At 70.0% G+C, this 18,116-nt stretch carries 17 protein-coding genes; 5 read left to right on the top strand and 12 right to left on the bottom strand.

Annotated elements, in window-relative coordinates:
* Window positions 1-50: 50 nt before the first annotated feature.
* The 5 genes from ABT254_RS22725 to ABT254_RS22705 form a co-directional block, all read right to left on the bottom strand.
* Window positions 51-962, bottom strand: a complete 912-nt coding sequence (locus ABT254_RS22725; RefSeq protein ID WP_351472942.1) for an LLM class flavin-dependent oxidoreductase — start codon at window positions 960-962, stop codon at window positions 51-53.
* A gap of 93 nt (window positions 963-1,055) precedes the next feature.
* Window positions 1,056-1,604: an RNA 2'-phosphotransferase gene (locus ABT254_RS22720; RefSeq protein ID WP_351472939.1), complete on the bottom strand. Its 549-nt coding sequence runs from the start codon at window positions 1,602-1,604 to the stop codon at window positions 1,056-1,058.
* Window positions 1,605-1,741: 137 nt separating this feature from the next.
* Window positions 1,742-2,674 (bottom strand): MerR family transcriptional regulator, encoded by a 933-nt coding sequence (locus tag ABT254_RS22715; RefSeq protein WP_351472936.1) that lies wholly within the window; start codon window positions 2,672-2,674, stop codon window positions 1,742-1,744.
* A gap of 43 nt (window positions 2,675-2,717) precedes the next feature.
* A complete protein-coding gene (locus ABT254_RS22710; RefSeq protein ID WP_351472933.1) occupies window positions 2,718-4,490 on the bottom strand; it encodes an SDR family oxidoreductase in 1,773 nt (590 codons plus the stop codon).
* Window positions 4,487-5,329: a M24 family metallopeptidase gene (locus tag ABT254_RS22705; protein WP_351472930.1), complete on the bottom strand. Its 843-nt coding sequence runs from the start codon at window positions 5,327-5,329 to the stop codon at window positions 4,487-4,489. The genes ABT254_RS22710 and ABT254_RS22705 overlap by 4 nt, the downstream gene beginning before the upstream one ends.
* A gap of 234 nt (window positions 5,330-5,563) precedes the next feature.
* Between ABT254_RS22705 and ABT254_RS22700 the strand changes: the two genes are divergently transcribed.
* The 5 genes from ABT254_RS22700 (at window position 5,564) to ABT254_RS22680 (ending at window position 9,370) form a co-directional block, all read left to right on the top strand.
* A complete protein-coding gene (locus tag ABT254_RS22700) occupies window positions 5,564-6,529 on the top strand; it encodes an ABC transporter ATP-binding protein (protein ID WP_351473545.1) in 966 nt (321 codons plus the stop codon).
* Window positions 6,519-7,427 (top strand): ABC transporter permease subunit, encoded by a 909-nt coding sequence (locus ABT254_RS22695; RefSeq protein ID WP_351472927.1) that lies wholly within the window; start codon window positions 6,519-6,521, stop codon window positions 7,425-7,427. The genes ABT254_RS22700 and ABT254_RS22695 overlap by 11 nt, the downstream gene beginning before the upstream one ends.
* Window positions 7,424-8,335: an ABC transporter ATP-binding protein gene (locus ABT254_RS22690; RefSeq protein WP_351472926.1), complete on the top strand. Its 912-nt coding sequence runs from the start codon at window positions 7,424-7,426 to the stop codon at window positions 8,333-8,335. The genes ABT254_RS22695 and ABT254_RS22690 overlap by 4 nt, the downstream gene beginning before the upstream one ends.
* A gap of 11 nt (window positions 8,336-8,346) precedes the next feature.
* Window positions 8,347-9,066 carry an ABC transporter permease gene (locus tag ABT254_RS22685; protein ID WP_351472923.1) on the top strand — a complete coding sequence of 240 codons (720 nt, stop codon included), beginning with the start codon at window positions 8,347-8,349 and terminating at the stop codon, window positions 9,064-9,066.
* Window positions 9,067-9,169: 103 nt separating this feature from the next.
* A complete protein-coding gene (locus ABT254_RS22680) occupies window positions 9,170-9,370 on the top strand; it encodes an SGM_3592 family protein (protein ID WP_351472921.1) in 201 nt (66 codons plus the stop codon).
* A gap of 417 nt (window positions 9,371-9,787) precedes the next feature.
* Here ABT254_RS22680 and ABT254_RS22675 read toward each other — a convergent pair whose 3' ends face one another.
* From ABT254_RS22675 to ABT254_RS22645, 7 genes are all read right to left on the bottom strand, one after another.
* Window positions 9,788-10,606, bottom strand: coding sequence for an HAD family hydrolase (locus ABT254_RS22675; protein ID WP_351472918.1), 819 nt, complete (start codon window positions 10,604-10,606; stop codon window positions 9,788-9,790).
* Window positions 10,603-11,880, bottom strand: coding sequence for a serine--tRNA ligase (serS, locus tag ABT254_RS22670; RefSeq protein ID WP_351472915.1), 1,278 nt, complete (start codon window positions 11,878-11,880; stop codon window positions 10,603-10,605). Before serS ends, ABT254_RS22675 begins: the two co-directional genes overlap by 4 nt.
* Window positions 11,881-12,423: 543 nt before the next feature.
* Window positions 12,424-13,356, bottom strand: a complete 933-nt coding sequence (gene pheA, locus ABT254_RS22665) for a prephenate dehydratase (RefSeq protein ID WP_344403254.1) — start codon at window positions 13,354-13,356, stop codon at window positions 12,424-12,426.
* Window positions 13,357-13,390: 34 nt separating this feature from the next.
* On the bottom strand, window positions 13,391-14,701 hold the full coding sequence (gene efeB, locus ABT254_RS22660; protein ID WP_351472912.1) for an iron uptake transporter deferrochelatase/peroxidase subunit: 1,311 nt from the start codon (window positions 14,699-14,701) through the stop codon (window positions 13,391-13,393).
* 8 nt (window positions 14,702-14,709) lie between these two features.
* Entirely contained in the window at window positions 14,710-16,863 is a 2,154-nt protein-coding gene (locus tag ABT254_RS22655; RefSeq protein ID WP_351472909.1) for a copper resistance CopC/CopD family protein, read from the bottom strand.
* Between the two features lie 13 nt (window positions 16,864-16,876).
* Window positions 16,877-17,326 carry a copper chaperone PCu(A)C gene (locus ABT254_RS22650; RefSeq protein WP_351472906.1) on the bottom strand — a complete coding sequence of 150 codons (450 nt, stop codon included), beginning with the start codon at window positions 17,324-17,326 and terminating at the stop codon, window positions 16,877-16,879.
* Complete coding sequence (locus ABT254_RS22645; RefSeq protein WP_351472903.1) at window positions 17,323-17,976, bottom strand: SCO family protein; 654 nt, start codon at window positions 17,974-17,976, stop codon at window positions 17,323-17,325. The genes ABT254_RS22650 and ABT254_RS22645 overlap by 4 nt, the downstream gene beginning before the upstream one ends.
* Window positions 17,977-18,116: the final 140 nt, after the last annotated feature.

Here is an 18,116-nt window from a genome sequence, read left to right as displayed (position 1 = left end):
CGCACAGGTGAGTGGTCACCGTCCTGATCAGCACTGTCACAGCCGTCCGCTCAGTCGAGTTGCGACGCGGCTTCCATGGCTATCTGCTCGAACACCTTCTCGTCGGCGGCGAAGTCGGAGTCCGGGACGGGCCAGTGGAGCACGATCTCGGTGAAGCCCAGTTCCCGGTGCCGGCCCGCGAAGTCCACGAACGCGTCGAGCGACTCCAGCGGCCGGCCGCGGTCCGGGGTGAAGCCGGTGAGCAGGATCTTGTCGAGCCCGGCCACGTCCCGGCCGATCTCGGCGCAGGCGTCGGCCAGCTTCTCGGCCTGGCCGCGAATGGCCTGAATCGACTGTTCGGAAGTGCCGTTCTCGTACAGCTTGGGGTCGCCCGTGGTCACCCATGCCTGCCCGTACCGCGCGGCGAGCCGCAGCCCGCGCGGGCCTGTCGCCGCCACCGCGAAAGGCAGCCGGGGGCGCTGCACGCAGCCCGGTATGTTGCGCGCCTCGTGCGCCGAGTAGAAGTCGCCCTCGTACGACAGCCCCTCCTTGCCGTCCTCGGTGAGGAGCCGGTCCAGGAGCTGGACGAACTCGGCGAAGCGGTCCGCGCGCTCCCGCGGGGTCCAGGGATCGCGCCCCAGCACCGTGGCGTCGAAGCCGTTGCCACCCGCGCCGACGCCGAGGGTGAACCGGCCCGCGGAGATGTCGTCGAGGGAGATCAGCTCCTTCGCGTACGGCACCGGGTGGCGGAAGTTCGGCGAGGTCACCAGGGTGCCCAGCCGCATCCGCTCGGTGACGGCCGCGGCCGCGGTCAGGGTCGGTACGGCACCGAACCACGGGCCGTCCCGGAAGCTGCGCCAGGACAGGTGGTCGTAGGTGTAGGCGGTGTGGAAGCCGAGCTGCTCCGCGCGCTGCCATGCCGAACGGCCGCCCTCGTGCCAGCGGCGGTACGGGAGGATCACAGTGCTCAGACGCAGACTCATGTCCCCGAGACTAAGCCGCCCCGGTGACAAGGGACGAAACGGTCACCGTGCGCGCTCGCTCGGACACGTGACGCGGCGGGCGGCGGTGGTGCGTCAGTGCGGCTGGGGGAAGCGCAGGTACTGAGGCGGCACGGCCTGGGTGAGCCACACCCCGTTCGCGCTGACGTGGAAGACGTGCCCGTCGCGGTGCATGGCTGCGGCGTCCACGGACAGCACGACGGGCCGGCCGCGGCGGGCTCCGACCCGGGTGGCGGTCTCGCGGTCCGGCGAGAGGTGCACGTCGTGCCGGTTCATGGGGCGCAGTCCCTCGGCGCGGATCGCGTCCAGGTTGCGGGCCACGGTGCCGTGGTGGAGGTACGGCGGCGGGGTGGCCGGGGCGAGTCCGAGGTCGATCCCGATGCTGTGGCCCTGGCTGGCGCGGATCCGGGTGCCCTCGACGGCGAAGCGTTTCTTGTCGTTGACGGCGACGACGTGGTCCAGCTCCTCGCGGGTGAAGCGGAAGCCGTGCGCGGCGGCCGCGGCGATCAGTACGTCGATCTCGACCCAGCCGGCCTCGTCGAGCGTCAGGCCGATCCGCTCGGGCTGGTGGCGCAGGTGTTTCGAGAGGTACTTCGACACCTTTACGGTGCGTCTTTCATCCATGTGTCTTTCGTCCATCCGCTCAGCATGACGGGAGAGACGTGGATCACGCAGATTATTTTGGCGGCTAGGTTTGATCCACAACCAACTCATGTTATCCACAGGCCAGTTGGCTGTTCTGTGGACAACTTCGCTACATGTCAGTCCCGTTCGTCAAGATCGGCTGGGGGCACCTCCCTTGACGTGAGCGCATCCAACGCCCGTGCCCTCACCTCCCGTTCAGCCGCCAGACGAATGAACTCCGCGGCCCGCTCCGCCCCAACCAACCCCTCCACCGCTCGCATTGTCTCCGCGGGCAACGAGACCGAGCGTGATGTCGGGCGGTCCGGCACGGGATCGTCGGCGCCGAGCCGCTGGCGCAGTTGCCGTACCGCCAACAACCGCATGGCCCGCGCGAGTTCGGCGTCCACGGTCTGCTGTGCGAGGGGCCGCAGTCGCCGTACCAGTGAGGCGGCCTCCGCCGCGTCCGCGTCCGTCGGGCGGTGCGGTCCGTCGAGGTAGCGGGCGAAGACGTGCTCGGTGGTGAACTCCAGGAAACGGGCGGCGATGTGCTCGACCTGGCCCCTCAACTCCCGCAGATGGCCCGAGATCGCGGCCAGCGGGACACCGGCGGAGTGCAACTCGACGGCCACGGAGAGCTCTTGGGGGCTCGGCACGAGGAAGGAGTCCCCGTCGCCGGGAACCGGCTCCAGGACGCCCAGCTCCACGGCGTCGGCGACGGCCGCGTCGTCGGGGTCGCCGCCGAAGCGCTCGTCCAGTTCGGCGCGCGAGATCCGTACCGCCTCCTCGTCGGTCCACGGGCCGTCGACCTCGGCCACCAGCCCGAGCACCCCGCCCAGGCCGCGGCCCGCGTCCCAGGCCTCCAGGAGCTCCTTGATGGAGGCCAGGGTGTAGCCGCGGTCCAGGAGGTCGGCGATCTGGCGCAGACGGGCGAGATGCGCGTCCGAGTAGAGGTTGGCGCGGCCGCGGCGCTCGGGACGGGGGAGGAGGCCGCGGTCCTGGTAGGCGCGGATGGTGCGCACGGTGGCGCCGCTGCGGTGCGCCAAGTCCTCTATCCGGTACGGCGTCTGCATGCCGAGTGCCTCCGTCCGCCGGTGTTCGTGGGCAACTGCCCCCTCACAGCGGTGGTTCCATGCGGGCGATCGCCCGCAACGCGCGCGGGGTGAACCGGGACATGAAGTGGGCGCCCCGGGCCTCCGGGGTGACCGGTACGACCGCCTCGTTGCGCACGACCGCCCGCAGGATCGCCTCGGCGACCTTCTCCGGCGGGTAGTTGCGCAGGCCGTACAGCCGGGTCGCCTTCTTCTGGCGCCGCTTCTCCTCCTCGGCGTCCACGCCGGCGAAGCGTGCCGTCGAGGTGATGCCGGTGTTGACGAAGCCGGGGCAGATCGCGCTCACGCCGATCCCCTGCCCCGCCAGTTCCGCGCGCAGGCACTCGCTGAGCATCAGCACGGCCGCCTTGGAGGTGCTGTAGGCGGGCAGCGACTTGGACGGCTGGTACGCGGCCGCCGAAGCGGTGTTGACGATGTGGCCGCCCTGTCCGCGCTCGGCCATCTGCCTGCCGAAGAGCCGGCAGCCGTGGATCACGCCCCACAGGTTGACGTCGAGGACCTTCTTCCAGTCCTCCGGGCTGGTGTCGAAGAAGGAGCCGGACAGGCCGATCCCGGCGTTGTTCACCAGGACGTCCACCACTCCGTACTCGGTGGCGACCTTTTCGGCGAGCTTCTCCATGGCCTGTTCGTCGGAGACGTCGGCCGTCTCCGGCCAGGCTTCGGGGGCGCCGACCAGGCGGGACAGTTCGGCGGTGCGGGCGGCGGCCTCGGCGTCCCGGTCGACGGCCACCACGCGTGCGCCGGCCTCCGCGAAGGCGAACGCCGTGGCCCGCCCGATGCCGCTGCCCGCGCCGGTGACCAGGACGAGTTGGCCGCCGAAGCGCTCGGCGTATCTGCCGCTCGCCGCCACCTCGTTCTTTCCTCCTTCGGTGGCGGTCACGAACTCGGTGATCCAGGAGGCCAGTTGGTCGGGCCGGGTGCGGGGTATCCAGTGCTTGGCGGGGAGTGTGCGGCGGGTCAACCGCGGGACCCACCGCTCCAGTTCGTCGTAGAGCTTCTCCGACAGGAACGCGTCCCCCAGGGGCGTGATGAGCTGCACGGGCGCGTGCGCGTAGGCGTCCGGGCGGGGCCTGCGCAGTCTGGCCCGGACGTTGTCCCGGTACAGCCAGGCGCCGTGCGCCGCGTCGGTGGGGAGTGAGGGGGTCGGGTAGTCGCCGCCGGGTACCTTCTCGAAGCGCTCCAGGATGCGCGGCCAGCGCTTGCCGAGAGGGCCGCGCCAGGCGAGCTCGGGCAGTACGGGGGTGTGCAGCAGGTACACGTACCAGGACTTGGCGCCCTGGCCGAGGAGCTGGCCGGCACGGCGTGGGGTGGGCCGCCTCAGGCGCTTGTCGATCCAGTGCCCGAAGTGGTCGAGGGACGGGCCGGACATCGAGGTGAAGGACGCGATGCGCCCTTCGGTCCGCTTGACGGTGACGAACTCCCAGGACTGCACCGAGCCCCAGTCGTGGCCCACCACGTGCACCGGCCGGTCGGGGCTGACGGTGTCGATCACTGCCAGGAAGTCGTCCGTGAGCTTCTCCAGGGTGAAGCCGCCGCGCAGCGGCCGCGGTGCCGTCGACCGGCCGTGTCCCCGGACGTCGTAGAGGACGACGTGGAAGCGCTCGGCGAGCCGGGGGGCGACCTCGGACCACACTTCCTTGCTGTCGGGGTATCCGTGCACGAGTACCACCGTCGGCTGCCCGGAGTCCCCGAGCTCGGCCACGCAAAGCTCCACGCCGCCGGTCCGTACCCGGCGCTCCCGTACGCCCTTGAGCACCGTCTGGGAAAAGCCCGTCACTTGTCCTCCGCCCAGCGCCGCACGTGCGGCAGATCGTCGTCCAGCCAGAAGGCGCTCTGCTCGGGGTCCCTGGAGTCGGTGACGACCAGGATCTCCTCGAACTTCGCGCCCGTACCCCGGAAGCCGAGATGGGGTTCGACCGCCCACAGGCCCGGCTGGGGCGGGTGGTCGGAGAAGCGGTACGGCGACCACAGGGGGGACCAGCCGTCGCGGTGGCCGTGCAGCGCGTCGGAGGCGAGCCCCTTCAGGGACTGGGTGCCGAACCCGAACAGATGCGGTGACCAGCGGCGCTGCTTCACGCGGTCGACCTTGTGCGCGATCACACCGAAGGGATAGGCGCGGTGCCGGTTGGCATAGCCCTGGCGGACCATGAGGCGGTCCACGTCCTCGTAGATCGTCCGCAGTGGGCGCCGCTCGCGCACCTCGCGCAGGATCAGCTCGCGGTGCGCCTGAAGGTCGGCCATGAGCTTGTCCTGCACGGGGTTGATCCCGAGGGAGCCCGAGTAGCCGATGTCGGCCGTGAAGCCGTCGTACACGGGGGCCATGTCCAGGATGAACGGCATCCCGGGCTCGAGCCGCCGGTCGGTCGGGAAGAACTGGAGCGGGATGCGGAAGTTCACGAACGCCGTGCGGTCCCCGAACCAGGCGAAGGGCAGATGGAACCAGTCCCGGACGCCCCGCTCACGCAGCCAGGCGCGCTGCATGCGGGCCGTCTCGCGCTCGGTCACCCCCGGCCGGAGCTGTGCGGCGACCGCCTCCGCGCACTCGTAGGCGAGGCGTTGCACCTGCCTGAACCCCCGCAGCTGCGCGGAGAGTTCATTTGTCACTGCCGTCGTCATGCCACCGCCCACCCCGTCCACGCCGACTGCGGTACGTGCCCGTAACTTGACACTGGCGAATGTGACAGTTGTTAGAGGCTGCGTCAATAGGAGGGGTCGAGGCTGTGGATAACTCTGCGTAGCTCTCAGGTAGGGGAATCCCCTACGGACCCGTACGCCTGGAGGCTGATGCCAGGACAGCTCTGCGGTCTGACGACCGGCGTGGTCCGCGTCACTATCGTCGAAGCCGTGACTGTGATCGCGACCGAAAGCCTGAGCAAGCGGTTCCCCCGGGTGACCGCGCTTGACCGGCTCTCCGTCGACGTCGGGCCCGGTGTGACCGGACTCGTCGGAGCGAACGGAGCCGGCAAGTCCACACTGATCAAGATCCTCCTGGGTCTGTCCCCCGCCTCCGAGGGCCGCGCCGAAGTGCTCGGGCTCGACGTCGCGACCAAGGGTGGCGACATCCGTGAGCGGGTCGGCTACATGCCGGAGCACGACTGCCTGCCGCCGGACGTCTCGGCCACCGAGTTCGTCGTCCACATGGCGCGCATGTCCGGCCTGCCGCCCACGGCCGCGCGCGAGCGCACCGCGGACACGCTGCGCCATGTCGGTCTGTACGAGGAGCGCTACCGCCCCATCGGCGGCTACTCGACCGGTATGAAGCAGCGCGTCAAGCTGGCGCAGGCGCTGGTCCACGACCCGCAGCTGGTCTTCCTGGACGAGCCGACCAACGGCCTCGACCCGGTGGGCCGCGACGAGATGCTCGGGCTGATCCGCCGCATCCACACCGACTTCGGCATCTCGGTCCTGGTCACCTCGCACCTGCTGGGCGAGCTCGAACGCACCTGTGACCATGTGGTCGTCATCGACGGCGGCAAGCTGCTGCGCTCCAGCTCCACCACGGACTTCACACAGACCACGACCACCCTCGCGATCGAGGTCACCGACAGCGACGAGCACCCGGACGGCACGCGCGCGGTGCGCGAGACGCTGCACGCGCGCGGGGTGGACGTCGTCGACGGCAGCGACGGCCTGCCCGGTGCCGGGCACATCCTGCTGCTCACGGCGCAGGGCGAGGAGACGTACGACCTGGTGCGCGACGTCGTCGCGGATCTCGGCCTCGGCCTGGTGCGCATGGAGCAGCGCAGGCACCACATCTCGGAGGTCTTCAAGAGCGAGGAAGAGCAGCGGAAGGAGGCGGTCGGCCATGGCAGTTGAGCACCCTTCGGCGGCTGCGCCGGGTGAGCAGACCCGCATCCACAACATCGGCTACCGCAGCTACGACGGCCCCCGCCTCGGCCGCTCCTACGCCACCCGCTCCCTGTACTCGCAGTCCCTGCGCGGCGCCTACGGCCTCGGCCGTTCGATCAAGTCCAAGGTGCTGCCGATGCTGCTGTTCGCGGTGATGTGTGTGCCGGCGGCCATCATGGTGGCCGTCGCCGTCGCCACCAAGGCGCACGAGCTGCCGGTCCAGTACACGCGCTACGCGATCATCATGCAGTCCGTCATCTGCCTGTACGTCGCCTCGCAGGCACCCCAGTCCGTCTCGCGGGACCTGCGCTTCAAGACCGTGCCGCTGTACTTCTCGCGGCCCATCGAGACCGCCGACTACGTACGCGCGAAGTACGCGGCGCTGGCCTCGGCGATGTTCATCCTGACCACGGCCCCGCTGATCGTGCTCTATGTGGGCGCGCTGCTGGCCAAGCTGGACTTCGCCGACCAGACCAAGGGATTCGCCGAGGGACTCGTATCCGTGGCACTGCTCTCGCTGCTCTTCGCCGGCATCGGCCTGGTCATCGCGTCGGTCACCCCGCGCCGCGGCTTCGGCATCGCGGCCGTGATCGCCGTTCTGATCGTCTCCTACGGAGCCGTCTCGACGCTCCAGGCGATCGCCGACACCCAGGGCAGCACGAGCGCCATCCCCTGGATCGGTCTCTTCTCGCCGGTCACGCTCATCGACGGCGTGCAGTCCGCCTTCCTCGGCGCGACCCCGGCACTTCCGGGAGGCCATGGCCCCTCGACCGGTCAGGGCGTGGTGTACGTCCTGCTCACCCTGGGCCTGATCGCCGCGAGCTACGGCCTCCTGATCCGCCGCTACAAGAAGGTGGGACTGTGACCACGCTCCAGATCGACCACGTCTCCCGCTGGTTCGGCAACGTGGTCGCCGTCAACGACATCACCATGACGATCGGCCCCGGCGTCACCGGCCTGCTCGGCCCGAACGGCGCCGGAAAGTCCACCCTCATCAACATGATGGCCGGCTTCCTGGCCCCCTCCACCGGCACCGTCACCCTCGACGGCGAGCAGGTCTGGCGCAACGAGTCGATCTACAAACACATCGGTATCGTCCCCGAGCGCGAGGCGATGTACGACTTCCTCACCGGACGCGAATTCGTCGTCGCCAACGCCGAGTTGCACGGCCTGGGTGCCATGGCGGCCCAGAAGGCGCTGGCCACGGTCGAGATGGAGTACGCACAGGACCGGAAGATCTCCACGTACTCCAAGGGCATGCGCCAGCGCGTGAAGATGGCGAGCGCCCTGGTCCACGACCCCTCGCTCCTCCTCCTGGACGAGCCCTTCAACGGCATGGACCCGCGCCAGCGCATGCAGCTCATGGACCTGCTGCGACGCATGGGCAACGAGGGCCGCACGGTGCTGTTCTCGTCGCACATCCTCGAAGAGGTCGAGCAACTCGCCTGGCACATCGAGGTCGTCGTCGCCGGACGCCATGCGGCCAGCGGCGACTTCCGCAAGATCCGCCGCCTGATGACCGATCGCCCGCACCGCTACCTGGTGCGTTCCAGCGACGACCGCGCCCTTGCGGCCGCACTGATCGCCGACCCGTCGACATCGGGCATCGAGGTCGACCTCGTCGAGGGCGCGTTGCGCATCCAGGCCGTCGACTTCGGCCGCTTCACGGCCCTGTTGCCGAAGGTCGCCCGCGACCACGGCATCCGGCTGCTGACCGTCTCGCCGTCCGACGAGTCCCTCGAGTCCGTCTTCTCGTATCTGGTCGCGGCGTAGGAGGCCGAAAGATGTACGACCCCACAGTCGCCCGGCTCACCTACCGGGCCCTGCTCGGCCGTCGCCGGGCCCTCATCCTGGGCGCACTGCCCATGCTGCTGATCGCGATCTCCGTCGTCGTACGCGGCCTCGCCGGTGCCGACGACCAGACGGCCTCCGACCTGCTGGGCGGCCTTGCGCTCGCCACGATGGTGCCGCTCATCGGCGTCATCGCCGGCACGGGCGCGATCGGACCGGAGATCGACGACGGCTCGGTGGTGTACCTGCTGTCCAAGCCGCTGAAGCGGTCGACGATCATCTTCACCAAGCTGATCGTGGCGATCGCGGTGACGATGGTGTTCTCCGCGCTGCCCACCCTCATCGCGGGCTTCATCCTCAACGGCAACGGACAGCAGATCGCCGTCGCCTACACGGTCGCCGCGCTGGTCTCCTCCATCGCCTACGCGGCGCTGTTCCTGCTGCTGGGCACGGTCTCCCGGCACGCGGTGGTCTTCGGACTCGTGTACGCCCTCGTCTGGGAGGCCCTGTTCGGTTCGCTGGTGCCCGGTGCGCGCACGCTGAGCGTCCAGCAGTGGTCGCTGGCCGTCGCCCACAAGGTCGCCGGCGGCGACCTGGTCACCTCGGACGTCGGCCTGACGACGGCCACGGTCTTCCTGGTCGCGGTGACTGTCCTCGCCACCTGGTACGCCGGTCAGAAGCTGCGCACGCTGACCCTGGCCGGTGAGGAGTGACAAGTCCTGACCTTGACGGGGGCTTCACCTCTGTCCGGTCAGACTGGGCAAATGGGGATGTACGGCTGAGCAACCCGGGGATGTACGACTGAGAGGAACAGGGATGGCGGACGACTGGGACGAGTTGGTCCTGGACGAGGACTTCATACGGGGCGCCGAGACCTCCGAGCCGTCCGCCCGTGCCCGCATGCTCGCCGCACGCTGGCGCAACGAGCAGCCGGAGCCGCAGCCCTGGCGCTCCGACGAGCCGCCGGCCGGCTGGTTCTTCAGCAGGGCGCGCCGCCGCAAGTGGCGGCGGCGCTGATCCCCGTACGGCCGTCGTCCGGTCGTTTTATTCGGTGGCGTCCAACTCGTCCTACAGGCACAGTGGTTGTGTCCACACCGCCGGACGCCCGCACTTCGGGATGCTGCTCCGGCGCCACGTTCTGGGAGAGGAGCCGGGCGATGTCCATGCACGACAGTACGTCCAGCTCCCGACAGGGCAGCCCGCGGCGGGTTCCGGTGTAGTTACCCCACCGTCGAACCCGCTCCGCACGGGGAGCTGCCCGGGGCGGCCGCTTCGAGCACGCGGCGCGCTGCGCTTGCGTGGGCCGCCTCCCCACGTCGCCCCCGCTGCAAGGGGGCACCCTCCGCTGGGGTGGCCGGGTCGGTCGCGCAACTCGGCGCTCACGAGGCGCCGCTGCGCCCACCCGTGCCGCCCCAGCGGCACGACTGCCCGCAGCTACGGCAGCAACCGCTCCAGCACCACCGCGATCCCGTCCTCATCATGGGAGGACGTCACCTCGTCCGCCACCGCCTTCAGCTCCCCGTGAGCGTTGGCCATGGCCACTCCGTAGGACGCCCAGGCGAACATCGGGATGTCGTTGGGCATGTCGCCGAAGGCGATCGTCTCCGCCGCCTTGATGCCCAGGCGGCGGGCCGCCAGCGACAGGCCCGTGGCCTTGGACAGACCCAGCGGCAGCAGCTCCACGATGCCCTCGCCGGCCATCGCGACCGTGACGAAGCCGCCCGCTGCCTCGCGCGCGGCCTCCGCGAGCTCGTCGTCGGACAGCTCGGGGTGCTGTATGTAGATCTTGTTCAGCGGGGCCGACCAGAGGTCGGACGCATCCGTGAACGGCGTCACGGGAAGCTCACCGGTGAGCGCGTACCCCGGCCCCACCAGCACGTCGCCGTCCAGGCCGTCGCGGCTCGCCGCCAGGTGCAGCGGGCCGACCTCCGCCTCGATCTTGGCCAGGGCCACGCCCGCCAGCTGCCGGTCCAGCGTCACCGACGTCAGCAGACGGTGCTCGCCGGCGTCGTACACCTGCGCGCCCTGGCCGCAGACCGCGAGGCCCCGGTAGCCGAGGTCGTCGAGGATGTGCCGGGTCCAGGGGACCGCGCGGCCGGTGACGACGATGTGAGCGGCGCCCGCCTCGGTGGCCGAGGCGAGCGCGTCACGGGTGCGCCGCGAGATCGAATCGTCGGAGCGCAGGAGCGTTCCGTCGAGGTCGGTGGCGATGAGTCTGTACGGGAACCCCGGGCCTGCGGACGCGTCGCTCACTTGGCGACCGGCTCCAGGACCTCCCGGCCGCCCAGGAACGGGCGCAGCACCGGCGGAACATACACCGAGCCGTCGGCCTGCTGGTGGTTCTCCAGGATGGCCACGATCGTGCGCGGTACGGCGCACAGCGTGCCATTGAGCGTCGCGAGCGGCTTGACCTGCTTGCCGTCACGGACGCGGATCGACAGACGGCGGGACTGGAACTCGGTGCAGTCCGAGGTCGACGTCAGCTCGCGGTACTTGCCCTGCGTCGGGATCCACGCCTCACAGTCGAACTTGCGGGCCGCCGAGGAGCCCAGGTCGGCCGAGGCGACGTCGATGACGCGGAACGGCAGCTCCAGCGAGGTCAGCCACTGCTTCTCCCACTGCAGCAGACGCTGGTGCTCGGCCTCCGAGTCCTCCGGGGCGACGTACGAGAACATCTCCACCTTGTCGAACTGGTGGACGCGGAAGATGCCCCGGGTGTCCTTGCCGTGCGAGCCTGCCTCACGGCGGAAGCAGGGCGAGAAGCCCGCGTACCGCAGGGGCAGCCGGTCGGCGTCGATGATCTCGTCCATGTGGTACGCGGCGAGGGGGACCTCGGAGGTGCCGACCAGGTAGAGGTCGTCCTTGTCGAGGTGGTAGACGTCCTGGGCCGCCTGGCCGAGGAAGCCCGTGCCCGCCATCGACTGGGGACGGACCAGGGCGGGCGTCAGCATCGGAGTGAAGCCGGCCGCGGTGGCCTGGGCGATCGCCGCGTTGACGAGCGCGAGCTCGAGCAGGGCGCCCACACCCGTCAGGAAGTAGAAGCGCGAGCCGGAGACCTTCGCACCGCGCTCCACGTCGATCGCGCCGAGGAGCGTGCCGAGCTCCAGGTGGTCCTTGGGCTCGAAGCCCTCGGCGCCGAAGTCGCGGATCGTGCCGTGCGTCTCGAGGGTGACGAAGTCCTCCTCGCCGCCGACGGGCACGTCGGGGTGGACGAGGTTGCCGAGCTGGAGGAGCAGCTCCTGCGTCTCGGTGTCGGCTGCGTCGCGCTCGGCGTCGGCGGCCTTGACGTCGGCGGCGAGCTGGCTCGCCTTCTTCAGCAGCTCCGCCTTCTCGTCCGCGGAGGCCTTGGGGATGAGCTTGCCGAGCTGCTTCTGCTCGGCACGCAGCTCGTCGAAGCGGACGCCGGACGACCTGCGCCGCTCGTCGGCAGACAGGAGAGAGTCGACGAGCGCGACGTCCTCTCCACGGGCGCGCTGGGACGCGCGCACACGGTCGGGGTCCTCACGGAGCAGGCGAAGGTCAATCACGCGGTCAAGGCTACCGGTGCCGGGATACGGCCCACGACTCACCATTCCCAACAGTCGCCAATTGCGGCTTACGTTCAGTTATGAGCGAATTGCCCTCAGTGTCAACAAAAGGCGTCTCACTCCCTGATACGGGGCACGCGGTCGGCGCTCGGTTGACCCGATTCCCTTGCGGGGAGCGGGACTTGGCGTTTGGTTGTCCACAGCGATCCACACCCCCCGAAGAGTTATCCACAGGCTGTGCGAGGCGTCTGTGGATTTCGGAATTAATCACTCCGAAACCGGAGGGTCACGCCGAGGAATCGTGCCCCAGACCCTGATTTACCACCACTTTCGAGTGGAAAGCGGTCGCCCCAAAGGATTGCCTAAAGGAAACAGGTGGACGAACGGTGACATGCGATCCGATGGACGCGAGAGGAGCCCACAGGCGGATTTGTCGACAGACTCACGCTCCGATGTCGACTTGTCCCCAGGTCGAGAAGCCAGCCTGTGGATAACTTCTGTGGACAACGAAAATCTGCAGGTAGGACCGGCCCGACGGACCGGCTAGAAGCGGCCGTCCTGGCAGCGCGCCACCCAGTCCGACGCCGCGAGGAACTCCTCGTCCGACGTCCCCTGGCGCGGTGCGCGCACGTCCTCGACGCCGATGTCGGCGCGCGGGTACGAGCCGAGGAAGCGCACCTCCAGGCAGATCCGCTTGAGCCCCATCAGGGCCTCGGCGACCCGGCGGTCGGAGATGTGGCCCTCGGCGTCGATGCAGAAGCAGTAGTTGCCGATGCCGGCACCGGTGGGCCGGGACTGCAGCAGCATCAGGTTGATGCCCCGGGTGGCGAACTCGCCCAGCAGGTCGCGCAGGCCGCCGGGGTGGTCGTCGCGCTGCCACAGCACGACGGACGTCTTGTCCGCGCCGGTGGGTGCGGCGGGCCGGGCGGGCCGGCCGACCAGCACGAACCGGGTCTGCGCGTTCTCGGCGTCGTGGATGCCGGTCTCCAGGGCCTCCAGACCGTACCGGGCGGCCGCGAACTCGCCCGCGAAGGCGGCGTCGTACTGGCCCTCCTGGACGAGTCGGGCGGCGTCCGCGTTCGAGGCGGCGGACTCCCAGTGGGCGTCCGGGAGGTTGTTCTTGAGCCAGTTGCGCACCTGCGGCTGGGCGGCCGGGTGGGCGGAGACCGTCTTGATGTCGGAGAGCTTCGTGCCCGGCCTGACCAGCAGCGCGAAGGTGATGGACAGCAGCACCTCGCGGTAGATCATCAGCGGGGCGCCCGCGACCAGCTCGTCGAGGGTGGTCGTGATGCCGCCCTCGACGGAGTTCTCGATCGGCACGAAGGCGGCCTCGGCCTCGCCCGCGCGGACCGCGTCGAGCGCGGACTGGACGGACACGTACGGGATCAGTTCCCGGGTGGCCGCTTCGGGGAGGGTGCGCAGGGCGACTTCGGTGAAGGTGCCCTCGGGGCCGAGATACGCGTAGCTCGCTGGCATGACCTCACCCTAATGGGCCTTACGCAGACGCGGCTCATCCCTCCAGCAGCCGCTGCCCCACGTACTCGCCCTGTGCCGCCCCGCCCGGCACGGCGAACAGGCCGCTCGCCTCGTGGCGGATGTACTTCGACAGGGCGTCGCCGCGGTCCAGCTTGCGCTGGATGGTGACGAAGCCGCGCAGCGGGTCGGCCTGCCAGCAGACGAAGAGGAGGCCCGCGTCGGGGACGCCGTCCGCGTCGAACCCGTCGTGGTACGAGAACGGACGGCGCAGGATCGCCGCACCGCCGTTCTGGTCGGGGCGGGAGATGCGGGCGTGGGCGTTGACCGGGACGACGTAGTTGCCCTGCGCGTCCGTCTTCTCCAGGTCCATCTCGGTCGTCTCGGTGCCCCCGGACAGGGGGGCTCCGTCGGACTTGCGGCGCCCGATGACGTCCTCCTGGGCCCGGAGAGAGAGCTTCTCCCAGTCGTCGAGGAGCATACGGATGCGGCGTACGACGGCGTAGGAGCCGTTCGCCATCCAGGCGGGATCGTTGGACCCCGAGGACGGCACGAAGATCCGCTTGTCGAAGTCGGACTCACTCGGCTTGGGATTGCGGGTGCCGTCCAGCTGGCCCATGAGGTTGCGGGCCGTCATGGGGTGGGCGGTGGCGCCCGGAGTGCGGTTGAAGCCGTTCATCTGCCAGCGGATGCGGGCCGCGCTGCCCGCGTCCTTCTGGATCGCCCGCAGGGCGTGGAAGGCCACCAGGGCGTCGTCGGCGCCGATCTGCACCCACAGATCGCCGTCGCTGCGGGCCTTGTCCAGGTGGTCGGAGGAGAAGTCGGGCAGGGGGTCGAGGGAGACCGGGCGCTGCTTCTCCAGGCCGGTGCGGGAGAAGAAGCTGTGGCCGAAGCCGAAGGTGATCGTCAGGGACGACGGGCCCGCGTCCCGCGCGACATCCGTGTCGTCACTCGCTGCCGCCTCGCCCGCCATCAGCCGCTCGGCCGTCGCCGACCAGCGGCGCAGCAACGCGGCAGCCTCCTTGCGGCCCGCCCCTGCCGTCAGGTCGAAGGCGACGAGGTGGCCGCGTGCCTGGAGGCCCTCGGTGATGCCGGGCTGGTGTTTCACGTGAAACATCACCCGATTGGAGCCGATTGAGCTGAGCGGGGCGGCCTCGGAGGGTGCGGCGGCGTACCCCACGGCTCCGCCGGCCGCGCCGAGCACGAGCCCGGTGGCGCCGGCGGTGCCGAGCAGCTTCCGTCGCGAAATGCCGTCCCTGGAGCGCGCATTCTCGGAAACGCTCTCCTCCGGAGCCGCTTCGGGAGTTGCGTCGGGAGTGCGGGCCTCCCGGATGGACTTGTCAGCCATGGTGCGATTCAGCCGATCTGCGCGTTCTTGGAGACGGTCACCTGGTCGATGTCGGAGGTGCGCACGGTCACGGCGACCTTCCAGTCGCCGGCCATGGGGATCTGCACCCCGTTCGTCGCCCAGTGTCCGGTGGCGATGTGGTCGGGGCTGACGGGCAGCGGCCCGATCTTCTTGGTCTCCAGGGTGAAGGCGACCTTCACCTCGGGGATGTCGAAGGCGCGCCCGTTGGGCCGCTGGACGTAGACGTGCATGTCGTTGCCGCCTACGCGCGCGGGGTCGAGGTCCACGGACACGACGCCCTTGCCGTCCGTGCCGCCGGTGTCGAACGGCATGGTCAGGGTCAGCGCGCCGGACGACGAGTCCGCCGTGGACGAGGAGGACGAGGACGCCGAGGTGGCGGCCTTGGCCTGCTGTTCCGTGCGTCCGGGCTCGGTCTGGGTCAGCACGGTGGTGACGGCGAGCAGGACCACGGCGACGCCCGCCTCGGCGAGTACGGAGCGCCGTAGGCCGAACCGGTCGGGGTCGGCGTCGCGCTGCCGCTTCTGCCGTGCGGTGGCGATGGCGGCCTTCTGGCGGGCGAGTTGGGCGGCGCGCTCGGAGTCGGCGGGGGCTTCGGAGTCACCGGAGGTCCGGGCCTCGTCGGCAGCTTCGGACGCGTCGGGCTCCTCGGACTCCTCGGATCCGGTGGTGGACGCGGCGCCGCCGTCGGCCGTGGAGCCGCGGGCGGCTCTCGGTCCTTCACCGGCCGAGGAGTCGGCGGACGCCGTCGCCGTCCTGGCCGAGCCGGTACCCGCCCGGGCGGCGGCCGGCTCCTTCACCTCCAGGACGTCGTTCTGCGAGGTGTTCTGCTCCACCGCTTCCTCGTGCGGCTGCACGACGGCGGTGTCCGCCAGCCGTGCCGTCCACCGCCGGGAGATCCATGCGATCCCGACGAGCAGCGCCACGAGCCCGATCTTGACGAGCAGCAGCCGGCCATACGCCGTGTCGGTGAACGCCGACCAGGAGCCGAGCTGGCGCCAGGACTGGTAGATGCCGGTCGCGACGAGCGCGAGGACGCTGCCGAAGGCGACCCGGGAGAACCGGTGTACCGCCGCGGCCTCGATCGGGGTGTCCGACCGGTACAGCGCCACGAGGAGCGCGCACAGGCCGCCGAGCCATGCGGCCACGGCCAGCAGATGGACGACGTCGACGGGCATCGCGACGCCCGGCTGGAGCCCGGTGGAGGCGTGCTCCGCCATCGCCCAGCTCGCCGCGAGCCCGGCGGCCACCACGGTTCCGCCGATCGCGAGTCCGAACGTCAGGTCCCGCTTCTCCTCGGCGTCCCTTGAATCAGGCAGTCGGCGCGAAGCGTCGTCGTTCGGGGTGGTGGTGGGAGACGGGCGGGCATAGGCGCCGAAGAGCACCGCGATGAACAGGGCCGCCGCGGCGAGCAGCAGCAGCCGGGAGATCAGTGCCGCGCCCGACTTGGTCTGCAGCACCTGCCCGAGCAGGCTCAGGTCGAAGATGGCGCCGACCTTGCCGGAGCTGGTGTAGGAGCCGCGCAGGAGCAGCAGCAGGAGCGTGGCCGAGGTGAGCGCGAGCCACCCGCCGACCACGAACCGCTGCAGCGCCCGTACGCCGGAGCCGCGCCGCCAGCAGGCGAGCACGAAGGCTGCGCCGCCGACCAGGACGATGAAGCCGGCATACGACACATACCGGCCGAAGCCGTACAGCCGGCCGACGATCCCGCCGCCCACCGTCCGGTCGGTGACCGAGACGGTGGTGGTGGAGGGGGCGCCGATGGAGAAGGTGAAGGCGCCGGCGACGGGGTGGCTGTCCGCGGACACCACCTGCCAGGACACCGTGTAGGTGCCGTCCGGCAGCCCGCTGTGCAGCGGCACGGCGTACGACGTGCCGCTCACGTTGGACGGTCTGCCGGTGTCGACGCGCTTGCCCTTGGGGTCGAGGACGCGCAGCGAGTCGTCGGACGTGGCGACCTTCTCGGAGAAGGTGAGCGTGACCTGGCTGGGTGCCTTGTCGACCACCACCCCCTGGGCGGGGTCGCTGCCGGTCAGCGCGGCGTGCGCGGAGGCCGTCCCGGCACCGGCGAGGAGCATGCCGAGGACGGCCAGGAACAGCAGCGCCAGTGTCCGCACGCGACGGGGGGTGATGGTCCGGGTCACGGTGGTGCCTCCCTCAGTGGCCGGTCGCGGGGTTGTACGTGGCCGACTTGACCGGCATCTCAACCTTGATCGGGCCGGACTTGGCGAAGTGCAGTTCGAGGGTGACTTTCTCGCCCTGCTTCGGCTTGCGCTTCAGGTTCTCGAACATCAGGTGATTGCCGCCGCTCTTGAACACGAGTTGACCGTGTGCGGGGACATCCAGGGACTTGACCTCCTCCATGGACTGCCCGACCGTCTCGTGGACGGTCACGCTGCCCGCGGCGTCGCTGGTGACGGAGGTCAGTTCGTCCTTGGTGCCGCCCTTGTTGGCGATGGTGAGGAAGCCCGCGGCCATGTCGGAGACGGGCTGGGGCATGTAGGAGGAGCTGACGGACAGGTCGGCCTTCGTGTCGCCGGAGCCGCCGCAGCCCGCCAGAGCCAGCGCTCCCGCCAGTACCGCGGCGGGGGCGACGAGGTGCCTCACGGGTTCTCCCCCTTGATGATCTTGGGGAGGTCCTTGGTGTAGTCGCCGACCTGGGCGTCCTCGCCGTAGAGGACGTAGCCGCCGTCGGTCTTCGGCGAGAACGCGATGACCTGGGTGCCGTGCACCGAGACGGTCTTGCCGGTCTTCTTGTCCTTGTGGGTCGGCTCGATGGAGATGCCGAGGGTGCGGGCGCCGGCCTGGATGGTGGCGAAGTCGCCGGTCAGACCCACGAACTGGGGGTCGATGCCCTTGAGCCACTTGCCGAGTTCGGCCGGGGTGTCGCGCTGGGGGTCGGTGGTGACGAACACGACCCGCAGCTTGTCCTGTTCGGCCTTGGGCAGCTGCTTCTTGGCGACGGCGATGTTGCTCATCGTCAGCGGGCAGATGTCGGGGCAGTGGGTGTAGCCGAAGTAGATCAGCGTCGGACGGCCCGCGGTCTCCTTGCGGAAGCCGTACTTCTTGCCATGGGTGTCGGTGAGGACGAGGTCCGGCTTCTCGAACGGCTTGTCGAGAACGGTCGCGGCCTTCTGCGAGGTGTCCTCGGAGACCACGGCGACGGGCGAGTTGCTGTCGTCGCCGCTGCCGCAGGCGGAGAGGGTCAGGGTGGCGGCGGCGAGCAGCGCGGCCGCGGCGAACGTCTTCTTGCGCATAGAAAAATGTCCCAGATGTGAGAGCTCCGGGGTGGGCCCGGGGGGGGGCGGGACCCCCCGCCCCCCCACCCCCAACACCACCACAACCACCCCCAGCACCACCCGGCCGACGACCCCCACGCCCACCCCCACCCCCCCCC

Origin of the sequence: Streptomyces sp. NPDC001137 (genome assembly GCF_040298885.1) — a bacterium.
Taxonomy (GTDB): Bacteria; Actinomycetota; Actinomycetes; order Streptomycetales; family Streptomycetaceae; genus Streptomyces.
The sequence above is the reverse complement of the archived record's forward strand: the minus strand, read 5'-3'. Positions and strand labels throughout refer to the sequence as shown.

Bases quoted from the DNA above. Each gene is read 5' to 3' on its own strand.
- ABT254_RS22720 (WP_351472939.1), bottom strand. From the start codon at position 1,604: ATGGATGAAAGACGCACCGTAAAGGTGTCGAAGTACCTCTCGAAACAC.
- ABT254_RS22645 (WP_351472903.1), bottom strand. From the start codon at position 17,976: ATGCGCAAGAAGACGTTCGCCGCGGCCGCGCTGCTCGCCGCCGCCACC.
- pheA (WP_344403254.1), bottom strand. From the start codon at position 13,356: ATGCCAGCGAGCTACGCGTATCTCGGCCCCGAGGGCACCTTCACCGAA.
- ABT254_RS22715 (WP_351472936.1), bottom strand. From the start codon at position 2,674: ATGCAGACGCCGTACCGGATAGAGGACTTGGCGCACCGCAGCGGCGCC.
- ABT254_RS22685 (WP_351472923.1), top strand. From the start codon at position 8,347: ATGTACGACCCCACAGTCGCCCGGCTCACCTACCGGGCCCTGCTCGGC.
- ABT254_RS22705 (WP_351472930.1), bottom strand. From the start codon at position 5,329: ATGACGACGGCAGTGACAAATGAACTCTCCGCGCAGCTGCGGGGGTTC.
- ABT254_RS22725 (WP_351472942.1), bottom strand. From the start codon at position 962: ATGAGTCTGCGTCTGAGCACTGTGATCCTCCCGTACCGCCGCTGGCAC.
- efeB (WP_351472912.1), bottom strand. From the start codon at position 14,701: ATGGCTGACAAGTCCATCCGGGAGGCCCGCACTCCCGACGCAACTCCC.
- ABT254_RS22695 (WP_351472927.1), top strand. From the start codon at position 6,519: ATGGCAGTTGAGCACCCTTCGGCGGCTGCGCCGGGTGAGCAGACCCGC.
- ABT254_RS22680 (WP_351472921.1), top strand. From the start codon at position 9,170: ATGGCGGACGACTGGGACGAGTTGGTCCTGGACGAGGACTTCATACGG.